Annotated in this window: 11 protein-coding genes; 4 read left to right on the forward strand and 7 right to left on the reverse strand. The window is 71.9% G+C overall.

All coding sequences use genetic code 11. The features are described 5' to 3' along the window. Positions 1-126: 126 nt before the first annotated feature. The 3 genes from ACFVGY_RS28275 to ACFVGY_RS28285 all read right to left on the reverse strand — a co-directional run bounded on the left by ACFVGY_RS28275 (position 127) and on the right by ACFVGY_RS28285 (position 2,916). A complete protein-coding gene (locus ACFVGY_RS28275) occupies positions 127-525 on the reverse strand; it encodes a VOC family protein (protein ID WP_385682123.1) in 399 nt (132 codons plus the stop codon). Between the two features lie 255 nt (positions 526-780). Further along, positions 781-1,641, reverse strand: coding sequence for an LLM class F420-dependent oxidoreductase (locus tag ACFVGY_RS28280; protein WP_385682126.1), 861 nt, complete (start codon positions 1,639-1,641; stop codon positions 781-783). A 75-nt stretch (positions 1,642-1,716) separates the two neighbouring features. Continuing rightward, positions 1,717-2,916 (reverse strand): ADP-ribosylglycohydrolase family protein, encoded by a 1,200-nt coding sequence (locus ACFVGY_RS28285; RefSeq protein WP_385682129.1) that lies wholly within the window; start codon positions 2,914-2,916, stop codon positions 1,717-1,719. A 268-nt stretch (positions 2,917-3,184) separates the two neighbouring features. Here ACFVGY_RS28285 and ACFVGY_RS28290 point away from each other — a divergent pair, with 268 nt between their 5' ends. Further along, complete coding sequence (locus ACFVGY_RS28290) at positions 3,185-4,282, forward strand: tyrosine-protein phosphatase (RefSeq protein ID WP_385682132.1); 1,098 nt, start codon at positions 3,185-3,187, stop codon at positions 4,280-4,282. A gap of 24 nt (positions 4,283-4,306) precedes the next feature. On the opposite strand, the gene ACFVGY_RS28295 is transcribed toward ACFVGY_RS28290, so the two are convergent. Together ACFVGY_RS28295 and ACFVGY_RS28300 are read right to left on the reverse strand one after the other, a co-directional pair. Continuing rightward, positions 4,307-6,883: a bifunctional FO biosynthesis protein CofGH gene (locus ACFVGY_RS28295; RefSeq protein ID WP_385682135.1), complete on the reverse strand. Its 2,577-nt coding sequence runs from the start codon at positions 6,881-6,883 to the stop codon at positions 4,307-4,309. A 49-nt stretch (positions 6,884-6,932) separates the two neighbouring features. After that, complete coding sequence (locus ACFVGY_RS28300) at positions 6,933-7,715, reverse strand: SDR family oxidoreductase (protein ID WP_385682138.1); 783 nt, start codon at positions 7,713-7,715, stop codon at positions 6,933-6,935. Between the two features lie 462 nt (positions 7,716-8,177). On the opposite strand from ACFVGY_RS28300, the gene ACFVGY_RS28305 reads away from it, so the two are divergent. The 3 genes from ACFVGY_RS28305 to ACFVGY_RS28315 all read left to right on the forward strand — a co-directional run bounded on the left by ACFVGY_RS28305 (position 8,178) and on the right by ACFVGY_RS28315 (position 12,162). Beyond that, positions 8,178-9,590: a family 2B encapsulin nanocompartment shell protein gene (locus tag ACFVGY_RS28305; RefSeq protein WP_385682141.1), complete on the forward strand. Its 1,413-nt coding sequence runs from the start codon at positions 8,178-8,180 to the stop codon at positions 9,588-9,590. A 281-nt stretch (positions 9,591-9,871) separates the two neighbouring features. Continuing rightward, positions 9,872-11,251, forward strand: coding sequence for a family 2 encapsulin nanocompartment cargo protein terpene cyclase (locus ACFVGY_RS28310; RefSeq protein ID WP_385682144.1), 1,380 nt, complete (start codon positions 9,872-9,874; stop codon positions 11,249-11,251). A gap of 17 nt (positions 11,252-11,268) precedes the next feature. Beyond that, complete coding sequence (locus tag ACFVGY_RS28315) at positions 11,269-12,162, forward strand: geranyl diphosphate 2-C-methyltransferase (protein ID WP_385682147.1); 894 nt, start codon at positions 11,269-11,271, stop codon at positions 12,160-12,162. 325 nt (positions 12,163-12,487) lie between these two features. Here the strand turns inward: ACFVGY_RS28315 and ACFVGY_RS28320 are convergent, their stop codons facing one another. Both ACFVGY_RS28320 and ACFVGY_RS28325 read right to left on the reverse strand, forming a co-directional pair. After that, complete coding sequence (locus ACFVGY_RS28320) at positions 12,488-12,727, reverse strand: DUF397 domain-containing protein (RefSeq protein WP_385682150.1); 240 nt, start codon at positions 12,725-12,727, stop codon at positions 12,488-12,490. Beyond that, positions 12,724-13,581: a helix-turn-helix domain-containing protein gene (locus ACFVGY_RS28325; RefSeq protein ID WP_385682153.1), complete on the reverse strand. Its 858-nt coding sequence runs from the start codon at positions 13,579-13,581 to the stop codon at positions 12,724-12,726. The genes ACFVGY_RS28320 and ACFVGY_RS28325 overlap by 4 nt, the downstream gene beginning before the upstream one ends. Positions 13,582-13,595: the final 14 nt, after the last annotated feature.

The following is a 13,595-nucleotide window of genomic DNA, read 5'->3' on the forward strand; positions in this document are numbered from 1 at the left end:
CAACGCCAGGCGGTCTGGTAGCTCACGCCCTGCTGCCGCGCCCAGTCCGAAAGCTTCACAAGGCCAAGGTATTCGAGACGTACGGCTAGAGGTGAATATGAATGACCAGAAAACCTGTAGCAGCTTTCACCCCCAGGAGCGGGAGCAGAGGACGAGGCGGTAGCCGTCCGGGTCGGCGATGGTGACGCCGTGTTCGTCCCAGTACGGGTTGTGGGCGGTGACCCGGGAGCCGCCGCGGGCGAGGAGCCGCTCGACGAGTGCCTCGTCGGGCGGCTCGCCGAGGTAGACGACGAAGAGGTCGTCCACGGTGGGGGAGGGCGCGAGCGGGTTCCGGGGGTCACGGGTGAGCTCGAAGTGCCAGCCTCCGTCGGCCGGGCCGACCATGAGCAGCTCGTGCTTCCCGGGCTCGGGCTCGTTGTTGCGCCACAGCACGGCAAGCCCCAGACCGTCGACGTAGAACCGCTCGGCCGCCCCGAGGTCAAGGCTGGGGCGGGCGATCCGGACGTGTGTGCCAGGAGTGATCATGCAGGGAGCGTACGGGGGTGGGGGCCGGGTTTCGGCGGGGCGGGGTCGGATGAGCATCCGGGAACCCTCGAAGGAGGCCAGGGGGGTACGAGAGCCAGAAACGGCCCCGTCAGAGCAGCAGGGGCCTGGGCTGCGCCTCGCAGCGTCCCCAGACCTCCCCCGCTCTGCGATCACGGCCCGTTCGGGAGCGAGGCGGCCCCTACCTGCAAGGAATGTTGACCAGGGGCCCGTCGGCCGCGGCGGACGCCGGGTGGGTCAGAGGTACTGGGCGTAGGTGTCCAGGGCGCGGAGGATCTCGGGTTCGTCCGTCGAGGGGAGTTGGAGGACCACCTCCTCGATGCCCAGGTCCCTGTAGTGCGCGAGCTTGCCCGGGTTGGGGTGGACCGCGTACGGGACGACGTGGAGGGACTTCGGGTCGCGGCCGGCGGCCTCCCAGACCTGGCGCAGGACCGGTAGGGATTCGGTCAGGCCTCCGCCGCCGATGGGGAGCCAGCCGTCGGCGTGGTCGGCGATGGCTGCGAACAGCTTGGCGCCGGCGGCGCCGCCGAGGAGGGTGCGCGGGCCGTGGAGGGGCTGGCCGGGGCTGAGTTCGCGCGGGGGTTGGGCGGGCTTGGGGTGGGCCTGGCTGGCCCGGACGGAGGAGTACTGGCCGACGTACGCGGCGGGCTCGGGGGCCCACAAGGCGCGCATCAACGCCATGCGGTCGCGGACGAGTTCGCGGCGGGTGCGCCAGTCGACGCCGTGGTCGGCGGCCTCCTCGACGTTCCAGCCGTAGCCGACGCCGAAGGTGAGGCGGCCGCCGGAGAGGTGGTCCAGGGTGGCGACCTGCTTGGCGAGGACGATCGGGTCGTGCTGGGCGACCAGGGTGATGCCGGTGCCGAGGCGGAGCCGCTCGGTGACGGCGGCGGCCTGGGCGAGGGCCACGAAGGGGTCGAGGGTGCGCCCGTACATTTCGGGGAGGTCGCCGCCCATGGGGGCCGCGGTGTCCCGGGAGACGGGGATGTGGGTGTGCTCGGGCAGGTAGAGGCCGGCGAAGCCGCGTTCCTCCAGGCTGCGGGCGAGGCGGACGGGGGTGACGGTCCGGTCGGTCAGGAAGACGGTCGTGGCGATCCGCATGGGCGAGGGCACCTCCGTGACGGGTGAGGCCACGGTACGGGGATCTGCCGGTCGGCGGCAGGGGGCCGGGCCGGGTCAGGCGCGCGGGTAGCGGGCCAGCCAGGCCGGGGCGGAGACGCCGGGGCCGTGGAGGGTCGGGCCCTGGGTCATCTCCAGGGCGAAGTCGTCGGCGAGCTCCAGGAGGGTGGCGCGGCCTTCCAGGTCGGCGAGCCAGGCGGCCGGGAGGGCGGTCTCGCCGTGGAGGGCGCCGAGGAGGGCCCCGCACAGGGCGCCGGTGGCGGAGGAGTCGCCGCCGTGGTTGACGGCCAGGCGCAGGCCATGGGGAGCGTCCTCGGCGACCAGGGCGCAGTAGACGGCGACGGCCAGGGTGTCCTCGGCGTCGCCGTTTTCGCCGGGGGAGAGGGAGGCGACGGTTTTGGCGGAGGGGGTGTGGGTGGAGGTGGCGGCGGTGAGGGCGCGTTGAAGGGCGTCGGTGATCGGCTGGTGGTCTGAGCGGCTGCCGAGGAGGCCGAGGGTGCGCTGGACGGCGGTGTCGAGGGTGTCGCCGCGGGTGAGGCCGTGGACGATGACGGCGAAGGCGGCTGCGGAGAGGTAGGCGGTGGGGTGGCCGTGGCTCTGGACGGCGCATTCGACGGCGAGTTGGAGGACGAGGGCGGGCTCCCAGCCGACCAGCAGTCCGAAGGGGGCCGAGCGGGTGGTGGCGGCGGCGTCGCGGGCGGTGGGGTTCTTGGGCCGGTCGAGGGTGCCGCGGGTGGCGTCGGCGAAGCCGGTCAGGCAGGCGCGGCCGGGGCTGCGGCGGGCGTAGAGCCATTCCTGGCGGGCGAGCCAGCCGTCGTCCTCGCGGCGTTCGTCGGGGCCCCAGTCGTGCTGGGTGGCGTTCCAGCGCAGGTAGGCGCGGTGCACGTCGGTGGGCGGGTGCCAGGCGCCGGTGTCGCGGCGTACGTGGGCGCGGATCAGGCCGTCGACGGTGAAGAGGGTGAGCTGGGTGCAGGAGCTGACGCGGCCGCGGTGGCCGTCCGCGGGTTCCGTGAGGCCGGCGGGGCCGTGGGCGTCGCGGATGCCGTCGAGGGAGAGTCCGGCGACGGGGGCGCCGAGGGCGTCGCCGATGGCGGAGCCGAGGAGGGTGCCGCGGACGCGGCTGCGGAAGTCCTGCTGTTCGGTGCGGCCCCAGAGGCCGGTGGCGAGGGGGGACCGGCCGCCGAGGGTGCCGCCGGCCGGGCGGGCCGGTGGCGTCGCTGCGGTGGTGTTCGTCCCGGTGTTGGTTGCCGTGTCCATCGTGCTGCCCCCCGACTGCCCCGCGTGTTCTGGCGCGCACTGTAGTGGACATGCCTGATCAGAGCCGGAGGAAGGCGATCAAGAGGCCCGTAAGTGAGGAGAGAAAGGCCGGATTGTGTGGTGTGGTGGGCGCGGGCGCCCGCGGCCGGGGGGTGTCCGATGTGCGGTGATGCGTTAGTGGCACGTTTTGCCACTTGCCTTCGGGTCGGCCGTTTCCAGCCATGTCACGTTCACGCGGTGTTCCCCGCCCGCCCGGAGCCTCGGCGGCATGAAGAAGGCACTCCTCGCGACGGCCGCCGTCACCGCCGCGCTCACCGCATCCCTGGCCGCCGCCCCGGCCGCCACCGCCGTCCCCGCCTCCGCCGACTGGGACCTGCCCTGGCTCGGCCACCACCACAGCCGTACCGCCATCCCGTTCACCGAAGCCACCGTCACCGCCGGCGCCACCACCGGCACGTACACCCTGACCTGGAAGGCCCCCGGAGTCCGTCGCGTCCTGGTCAAGGCCGGCGGCAAGGTCGTCGCCCGGGGCGGCGCCGAGGGCCGGGCATTGGTCACCGGCCTGCCCGCCGCCGACCGCCAGTGGTTCGACTTCGACCCCGACCGCGGTGGCTCCCTGCACCTCGCCGACCGCCTCATCACGCTCGAAGGCGCCGTCAACTTCCGTGACGCCGGCGGTTACCGCACCACCACCGGCCAGTGGGTCAAGATGGGCGAGGTCTACCGCTCCGACGCCCTGGACGAGCTGACCGAGAACGACCTGGCCAAGCTCCGCCGCCTGGGCGTCCGCAGCGTCTTCGACCTCCGCATGGAGAGCGAGCGGGCCAAGGACCCCGACAAGGTCCCGGCGGGCGCCACCTACACCGTCGCCGACGTCTTCGCCGGCTCCGGCTCCTTCCAGACCATGCCCAGGACCCCCGACGAGGCGGTCAAGGCCATGGTCGACGCCGAGAAGGCCATGGTCTCCGGCGAAGGCGGCAAGAAGGCGTACGGCCAGGTCTTCGAGGGTGTGCAGCGCGACCGTGACCGCGCCCTCCTCTTCCACTGCACCGCCGGCAAGGACCGCACCGGCTGGGCCGGCGCGACCCTGCTCACCGCCCTCGGCGTGCCGCGCGAGACCGTGCTGGCCGACTACCTGGCCAGCAACGACTACCGCAAGGCGGCCAACGACGCGATCCTGTCGCACCTGCCGGCCCAGCAGGCGGCCGTCTACAAGCCGATGCTCGACGTCCGACCCGAGTACCTCGACTCCGGCTACGCCGAGGTCGAGGCGAAGTACGGCACCTTCGACCGCTACCTCGGCGCGGGCCTCGGCATCGACGCCCGCGAGCTGAAGCAGCTGAGGAAGGACCTCCTCGTCGGCTGACCGCCGGCCCCGCGGCGGCCCGCCTCAGTCCAGTACGGGCAGCAGCTCCGGCAGGTGCCCGTCCGAGGCCGCCGCCGCGCGCTGCCGCTCCTGCGGCACCTCCCCGTACAGCGTCGTACGGGGCCGGGCCGGCCGCCCGGCGGCCGCGGCGACCGCGACCAGGTCCTTGACGGACTTGTACGAGCCGTAACTCGACCCCGCCATCCGGGAGATGGTCTCCTCCATCAGGGTCCCGCCGAGGTCGTTGGCGCCCGAGCGGAGCATTTCCGCCGCGCCCTCCGAGCCCAGCTTCACCCAGCTCGTCTGGATGTTGGTGATGTGCGGGTGCAGCAGCAGCCGGGCCATCGCCGTCACGGCCCGGTTGTCGCGGACCGTCGGGCCGGGCCGGGCGATGCCCGCCAGGTACACGGGCGCGTTGGTGTGGATGAACGGCAGCGTCACGAACTCGGTGAACCCGCCCGTCTGCTGCTGGATGCGGGCCAGCGTGCGCAGGTGCCCCAGCCAGTGCCGCGGCTGGTCCACGTGCCCGTACATCATGGTCGAGGAGGACCGGATGCCGAGCTCGTGCGCGGTGGTGACGACGTCGATCCAGTCCGCCGTCGGCAGCTTGCCCTTGGTGAGGACCCAGCGGACCTCGTCGTCGAGGATCTCCGCCGCCGTCCCCGGAATGGAGTCCAGCCCGGCCTCCTTCGCCGCGGTCAGCCAGTCCCGTACGGACATGCCGGTGCGGGTGGCGCCGTTGACGACCTCCATCGGGGAGAAGGCGTGCACGTGCATGCCCGGCACCCGCTCCTTCACCGCCCGCGCGATGTCGAAGTACGCCGTCCCCGGCAGGTCCGGGTGGATGCCGCCCTGCATGCACACCTCGACCGCGCCCACGTCCCAGGCCTGTGCGGCCCGGTCGGCGACCTGCTCCAGCGACAGCGTGTACGCGTCGGCGTCGGTGCGGCGCTGCGCGAACGCGCAGAAACGGCAGCCGGTGTAGCAGACGTTCGTGAAGTTGATGTTCCGCGTGACGATGTACGTGACGTCCTCGCCCACCACCGCCCTGCGCAGCTCGTCCGCGATCCGGCACAGCGCGTCCAGCGCCGGCCCGTCCGCGTGCAGCAGGGCCAGCGCCTGGTCGTCGGTGAGCCTCGTGGGGTCGTCGGCGGCCTGGGCGAGGGCCGCCCGTACGTCGGTGTCGATGCGCTCCGGGGCCATGCCGGGTGCGGCGGCCTCGCGCAGGGCGTCCCAGTCGCCGTAGACGTGGTCGAAGTCCTCGCGGCGGTCGCCGGTGCGGCCCTCGGTGTCGACGGCGGTGTGCAGGTCGGTGCGCCCGGTGGCGGTGAACGCCTCCTCCGGCTCCTGCCACGGCCGCCCGACGACCTCGGCGTCGGGCCGGGCGAGGCCGGTCTCCGGGTCGGCGAGGGCCTCGACGTGCGGCAGCAGGCGGGGGTCGAGCCAGGGTTCGCCGCGCCGGACGAACTCCGGGTAGACGCAGAGCCGTTCCCGCAGCTCGAAGCCGGCGGCCGCGGACTGCTCGGCGAGCCGCTCGATCTGCGGCCAGGGCCGCTCGGGGTTGACGTGGTCGATGGTCAGCGGGGAGACCCCGCCCCAGTCGTCGATGCCGGCGCCGACGATGCGGGCGTACTCCCCGTCGACCAGGTTCGGCGGGGCCTGGAGGCAGGCCGACGGGCCCATGATGTGCCGGGCCACGGCGATGGTCGCGACGAGGTCGTCGAGGTCGGCGTCCGGCATGCCGCGCATCGCCGTATCCGGCTTGGCGCGGAAGTTCTGGATGATCAGTTCCTGGATGCCGTGGTACGCGCGGGCCGTGCGCCGGAGCGCGAACAGCGACTCGGCGCGCTCCTCGTAGGTCTCCCCGATGCCGATCAGCAGGCCGGAGGTGAAGGGGACGGACGAGCGTCCGGCGTCCTCCAGGACCCGCAGCCGGACGGCCGGCTCCTTGTCGGGAGAGCCGTAGTGGGGCCCGCCGGGCTCCGACCACAGGCGGGTCGCGGTGGTCTCCAGCATCATGCCCATGGACGGGGCGACCGGCTTGAGCCGCTGGAAGTCCGCCCAACTCAGCACACCCGGGTTGAGGTGCGGCAGCAGGCCGGTCTCCTCCAGGATCCGGATGGAGATGGCGCGGACGTAGGAGATGGTGTCGTCGTAGCCGTGCGCTTCCAGCCATTCGCGGGCCTCGGGCCAGCGGTCCTCGGGCTTGTCCCCGAGGGTGATGAGGGCTTCCTTGCAGCCGAGGGCGGCGCCGCGGCGGGCGATGTCGAGGACCTCGTCCGGCGACATGTACATCCCGTGCCCGGCGCGGCGCAGCTTCCCGGGGACGGTGACGAAGGTGCAGTAGTGGCATTTGTCGCGGCAGAGCCGCGTGAGGGGTATGAAGACGCTCTTCGAGTACGTGATCACGCCGGGCCGGCCGGCCGCCGCGAGTCCGGCGTCGCGGACGCGCGCGGCGGAACCGGCGAGGTCCTCCAGGTCCTCGCCGCGCGCCTGGAGCAGTACGGCTGCCTCGGTCGCGTCGAGCGCGACGCCGTCCCGGGCACGCCGGAGCGCGCGGCGCATCGCGTTCTGGGTCGGGGCGTCACTCGCAGGGGTCATGCGGTGAGCATACGATCCAGTAGCCCGTCGGCGGGGTGCCGACCGGCGCTCACCGCATCAGCTCACCGGCGTTGACCAGCAGGGATTGGCCGGTTATCGACCGTGCCCGGTCGGAGGCGAGGAACGCGGCGGCGTCGGCGACGTCCCCGTCGGTGGCGAGGTCGGGCAGGGCCGTACGGGCGGCGAGCCGGGCGCGGACCTCGGCTTCGGGGACGCCCTCGGAGTGCGCGGTGAAGGTGACGAAGGCCTGCACGGGCGGCCCCCACATCCAGCCGGGCAGCACGGTGTTGACGCGGATCCGGTGCGGGCCGAGCTCGCGGGCCATGGAGTACATGGCGGAGGTGAGGGCGCCCTTGGACGCGGCGTACGCGGCCTGCTGCACCTCGTTGGGCGCGGCCACGGCGGACTGCGTGCCGATGATGACGACGGAGCCGCCGCGCTGCTTGAGGGCGGGCAGGCAGGCACGGGTCATGCGGAGGGTGCCGAGCAGGTTGACGTCGAGGACCTGCGCCCAGGTGCCGAAGTCGGCGTCTTCGAGGCCGCCGAAGTGGGAGTCCCAGGCGGCGACGTGGACGACGGCGTCGATTCCGCCGAACCGCTCGACCGCGAGGGCGGCCAGCGCCCCGCACTGGCGCTCGTCGGTGATGTCGGTGGCCCGGTAGGCGGTGTGGGTGCCGTCGGGGTCGATCTCGGCGGCGGATTTGGCCAGATTCGCCTCGGTCCGCGCGCCGAGCACGGCCTGTCCGCCGTCCCGTACGACGGCTGCGGCGACCTGGTGGCCGAGCCCGGCCCCGACGCCGGAGACGATGACGGTCTTCCCTTGCAGCAGCATGCGCGATCGCCTTCCGGAGCGGGAAGCCTGCTTGGCTGATGGCCCGTCAGATTAAATCCCTGCCGTCGCGGGGGGAAGGGCCGGGACGGTAGCGCGTACTCCGTGGGGGGTGCGGGGTGCGGGGTGCGGGTGCTGGGGGTGCGGGGGGTGCGGGGGGTGGTGCGGGGAGTGCGGGGGCAGGGGCTGTAGAGGGCGCGGGGGATGCAGAGGCGCAGGGGATGTGCGGGGGGTGCGATCAGGCCGCTCGGCGGCCGAATCGCCACCGGTCCGTAAACGTCAACCGGGCCAAGATCACCGCATTGGGGGACTCTCGCCCCGTCAGAGGGCGCAGCGGGTGTAGCAGCCCGTTACTGTTCCCCGGGATTGGCCGGATTCCCGGATATACGCCCCCTTTTCCTCCTCTTTCACCGGTGACGTGCGGGTACGCGCCGGTCACCGCCCCTTGCGAAGGAGAGCTCGTCGATGACCGTTGACAGCAGCCCCGAGACGCAGCTGGAACCCCCGCAGCAGACCAGCCTGGGCACGGCAGCTGCCCGCAACCTCGCCACCACCACCAAGTCCGCCCCGCAGATGCAGGAGATCACCTCCCGCTGGCTGCTGAAGACGCTCCCCTGGGTCGAGACCAAGGGCGGCGCCTACCGGGTGAACCGCAGGCTCAGCTACACGGTCGGCGACGGGCAGATCGAGTTCGTCCAGGACGGCGCAACGGTCCGGGTGATCCCCCGCGAGCTCAACGAACTGGCCATGCTGCGCGGCTTCGACGACCCCGAGGTGCTGACCGCGATCGCCGGCCGGTGCGTCCAGCGCGACTTCCGCGCCGGCGAGGTGCTGGTGGAACGCGGCGGCCGTGCCGAGCACATCCACCTGATCGCCCACGGTCGGGTCAGCCAGACCGGCGAAGGCAAGTACGGTGACGAGGTCGCCGTCTCCGTCCTCGCCGACGGCGACCGCTTCGGCGAGCACGCCCTGCTGGACGGCCAGGGCACCTGGGACTACACGGCCACCGCCGAGACCCCCGGCACCCTGCTCACCCTCTCCCGCGCCGACTTCGAGGCCGTCATGTCCTCGGCGCCGGCCCTGCGCAGCCACATCGAACGGTTCACCGCGCTCCCGCACCAGCGGCAGAACCGTCACGGCGAGGCCGAGATCGCGATGTCGTCCGGCCACACCGGCGAGCCCGAGCTGCCCGGCACCTTCGTCGACTACGAGCTCCACCCGCGCGAGTACGAGCTCTCCATCGCGCAGACCGTGCTCCGGATCCACACGAGGGTCGCCGACCTCTACAACGGGCCGATGAACCAGACGGAGGAGCAGCTCAGGCTCACCATCGAGGCGCTGCGCGAGCGCCAGGAGCACGAGCTGATCAACAACCGCGAGTTCGGCCTCCTCCACAACGCCGACTTCAAGCAGCGGATCCAGACCCACTCCGGCCCGCCCACCCCCGACGACCTGGACGAGCTGCTCTGCCGCCGCCGCGGCACCAAGCTCATCCTGGCCCACCCCAAGACGATCGCGGCGATCGGCCGCGAGTTCAACGCCCGCGGTCTCTACCCGGACCACGTCGACCTGGGCGGCCAGTCCGTGCCGGCCTGGCGCGGCGTCCCGATCCTCCCTTGCAACAAGATCCCGATCAGCAAGGAGAACACCAGCTCCATCATCGCCATGCGTACCGGCGAGGAGAACCAGGGCGTCATCGGCCTGCGCCAGACCGGCCTGCCGGAGGAGTACGAGCCGGGCCTGTCGGTGCGGTTCATGGGCATCGACGAGAAGTCGATCATCTCCTACCTGGTCACGGCCTACTACTCCGCCGCCGTCCTGGTGCCCGACGCCCTCGGCGTGCTGGAGAACGTACAGATCGCCCGCAAGCAGGGCTGAGGGCCCACCCACGGGCCAGGGCCACGGCCAGGGTCACGGGCCAGGGTCACGGGCCAGGGCCACGGGCCGCTCGATCCCGCATCGGCCCGCGCCCCTGCCTGATTCCGCGCCCGAGCCGATTCCGCGCCCGTGCCCCATTCCGCGCCCGAGCCCGGTTCGGTGCCCGGGTCTGTGCCTGCGCCCGCCTCCACACCCGGCGGCACCGGCCGCCCGGACCCGTCCGGGCCGGCCGGGCGCGCCCGGGATCCGGGACAGTCCCACCACTCACCAAGGAGACACGGATGCCCGACCCTGGGCCTTCCCCTCTGCAGTCGAGCCCGCCCGTCGCCGCCGCGGCGTACGGCCTCGGCCGCGGCGCGCCCGCGGGCCGGCCCGGACTGCCCTCCGGGCCACCCCTGCTGCACGTAGGCCGCGCCGCGGACGCGGCAGCGGTTCCGGTTCCGGTTCCGGTGTCGGTTTCGCTGCCGGGGCCGATGTCGGCACCGGTCCCGGGGCCGGCGCCGGCGGCTGAGCCGGATCTGGCGCCGGAGCCGGGCCGGGAGCTGACGAGGATCCTGGCCGGCCCCAGCGGCCTGGGCACGACGAGCCTGCACTTCGGGCGGCGGGCGGAGCTGCCGGCTGCGTCGGACCTGCCCGCAGCGTCGGACCTGCCCGCGCTGCCGGAGCCGGCCGCCCCGGCGGAGGGCCGGCCGATCCCGGGCCTCTACTACCACCCCGTGCCGGAACCCGACCCGGCCCGCGTCGCGGAGGTCAGCCACCGGATCAAGCGGTGGGCGGTGGACGAGGTCCAGGCGTACCCCCCGGACTGGGAGGACCAGTTCGACGGCTTCTCCGTGGGCCGCTACATGGTCGCCTGCCACCCGGACGCGCCGACCGTCGACCACCTGATGCTGGCCACGCGGCTGATGGTCGCCGAGAACGTCGTCGACGACATCTACTGCGAGGACCACGGCGGCACGCCGGTCGGCCTGGGCGGCAGGCTCCTGATGGCGCACACCGCCCTCGACCCCGTCCACACGACGAGCGAGTACCAGCCGGCGTGGGCGGAGTCGCTGCACTCGGACGCCCCGCGGCGCTCCTACCGCTCCGCCATGGAGTACTTCGTCCGGGCGGCCACCCCGTCCCAGGCCGACCGGTTCCGGCACGACATGGCCCGCCTCCACATGGGCTACCTCGCGGAGGCCGCCTGGGCCGAGACGGACTACGTCCCGGAGGTGTCCGAGTACCTGGCGATGCGGCAGTTCAACAACTTCCGCCCGTGTCCCACCATCACCGACACGGTCGGCGGCTACGAACTCCCCGCGGACCTCCACGCCCTGCCCGCCATGCAGCGGGTGATCGCGCTCGCGGGGAACGCCACCACCATCTCCAACGACCTGTACTCGTACACCAAGGAACTCAGTGCCCGCGGCAAGCACTTGAACCTGCCCGTGGTGATCGCCGAACGCGAGGGCCTCTCCGACAAGGACGCCTACCTGAAGGCCGTCGAGGTCCACAACGACCTCATGCACGAGTTCGAGGCCGCCTCCGCCGAATTGGCCGCCGCCTGCCCCGACCCGCGCGTCGTGCGCTTCCTGCGCGGCGTGGCCGTATGGGTCGACGGCAACCACTACTGGCACATGACCAACACCTATCGCTACACCCTGCCCGACTTTTGGTAAGCAGAATGGATTTACCCATGACGAGCGTCGACCTTCCCGCCTCCACCGACACCGCCGCCGCCACCACCTTCATCCCCGCCCCGGCGACCCCCTACCAGGGCGACATCGCCCGTTACTGGAACGAAGAGGCCAGGCCCGTGAACCTGCGCCTCGGCGACGTCGACGGCCTTTACCACCACCACTACGGCATCGGCGCCATCGACCACGAGGCCCTCGGTGACCCCGCCGACAGCGCGTACGAGAAGAAGCTGATCGCCGAACTCCACCGCCTGGAGTCGGCCCAGACGGATGTCCTCCTCGACAACCTCGGCGCCATCGGCCGCGACGACCTCCTCATCGACGCGGGCTGCGGCCGCGGCGGCACCATGGTCATGGCCCACCAGCGATTCGGCTGCAAGGTCGAGGGCGTGACGTTGTCGGCCAAGCAGGCCGACTTCGGCAACAACCGTGCACGGGAGCTGGGCATCGCGGACTCCGTCCACTCCCGCGTCTGCAACATGCTCGACACGCCCTTCGAGACCGGCCAGGCCGCCGCCTCGTGGAACAACGAGTCCAGCATGTACGTCGACCTGCACGACCTCATGGCCGAGCACTCCCGCGTCCTCGCCGTCGGCGGCCGCTACGTCACCATCACCGGCTGCTGGAACCCGCGCTACGGGCAGCCGTCGAAGTGGGTCTCGCAGATCAACGCCCACTTCGAGTGCAACATCCACTCGCGGCGGGAGTACCTGCGCGCCATGGCCGACAACCGCCTCGTTCCGCAGGCGATCATCGACCTGACGCCGGAGACGCTGCCGTACTGGAAGCTGCGCGCCACGTCGTCCCTGGTGACCGGGATCGAGGAGGCGTTCATCAAGTCCTACGAGGACGGCTCGTTCCAGTACGTCCTGATCGCGGCGGACCGCGTCTGACGGTCGGAGCGGACAGAGACCGGGCCCGTGGCACTGCTGCGGGTCCGGTCCCGTACCCCGTACGTGGGCGGGCTGCGCTCGGGCGGCGGTGTGACGGTGCCCGGGGGCTGCCCGTCAGTCCCAGTGTCATCCCGTGCCGGGCGCCGGCCTCAAGGGCGCTCCCTCCGGTCGCGTCGCTGCGCGATGGCCTCCGGCCACCCTTGACCCCGACGCCCGACCCGGAACGACAAGGACTGTCGGGCGGCCCCCGGGGGAGGGACGGCCTGGGGGACCACTTCACATACGGCCGGGTCCTGGCCCTTCCGCCCCCCGCTCCGGCAAGCTGCTATCGCCGAGCCAGGGTGAGCAGACCGGCCCAGGCGGTGGGGGAGAAGGTGAGGTGCGGGATCGTGGTGTCCTTGGAGTCCCGGACGAGGACGGCGGCGGGGGTGCGCCCTACTTCGACGCAGTCGTTGATGTCACCGCTGTCGCTGTAGCTGCTTTTCGCCCATGCGACTTGGACGCAGTCGTCGCCTTCGCTGCTGTCGCTGTAGCTGCTTTTGAACCAGTCCAGTGCGTGGATCATGTTTCTCCCAGCATGTGCTTGATGAAGGCACGCGACTCCCGGGGCGTGAGAGCCTGAGCTCGGATGATGCCATAGCGCAGTTCGAGGACTTGGAGTTGCTTCGGGTCGGAGACCGTTCGTCCGTAGAAGGCGCCGTCCGAACGACCAACTGCCGTTCCATCACTGAACTTCAGTACCTGGATGCGGCCGCCCATGCCCGCGTGGTCTTCTCGAGCAGTCGGCATCACCTGAAACTCGACGTTGCGCAAATGGATCATCTCCAACAAGTGTTCGAGCTGGCGGCGCAGCGCCATTTTGCCTCCGATTGGCCGCCGGAGCGTCACCTCTTCCTGGACAAAGCTGAGGGCGGGTGCGGGACGGCGCTCGAAGACTGAGTGGCGGGCCATCCGAGCAGCGAGTATCCGGTCGAGCTCCCCTGGCGAGTATTCGGGGCGCCTCATGTCGAACAGAGCGCGCGCGTACTCCTCCGTCTGCAGGAGGCCGTGGAGGTTGTGGTTGCCGTACGTCAAGACCTCGACCGCGCGTGCCTCCAGCTTGGCCAGGTCTCGAATCCGCTTCGGGTAGCGAGCCTGCTCGACGTCCTTCTTCATGGACGCGATGCGGCCCCCGGCTCGCAGGACCTCGTCCGCCTTGTCCAGGTACTCCGGGCGGGGAATGCGCCTGCCTGACTCGACCTTGCGGACCAAGTCCTCCCCGTAACCCATCCGGGCGGCGAGGTCAGAGACCCGCAAGCCAGCCGTTTCGCGCCAGACCTTCAGCTGGCGGCCGACGGCGGCGACGACCGCCGCGCCTTGTTCGTCTTCCGGGTCGACCTCCCAGCCCGGCTCTTCCGTTCCGTCGCTGTCCACGCTCATGCGCACCCACTTCC

Origin of the sequence: Streptomyces sp. NPDC127106, assembly GCF_042677605.1 — a bacterium.
Taxonomy (GTDB): Bacteria; Actinomycetota; Actinomycetes; order Streptomycetales; family Streptomycetaceae; genus Streptomyces.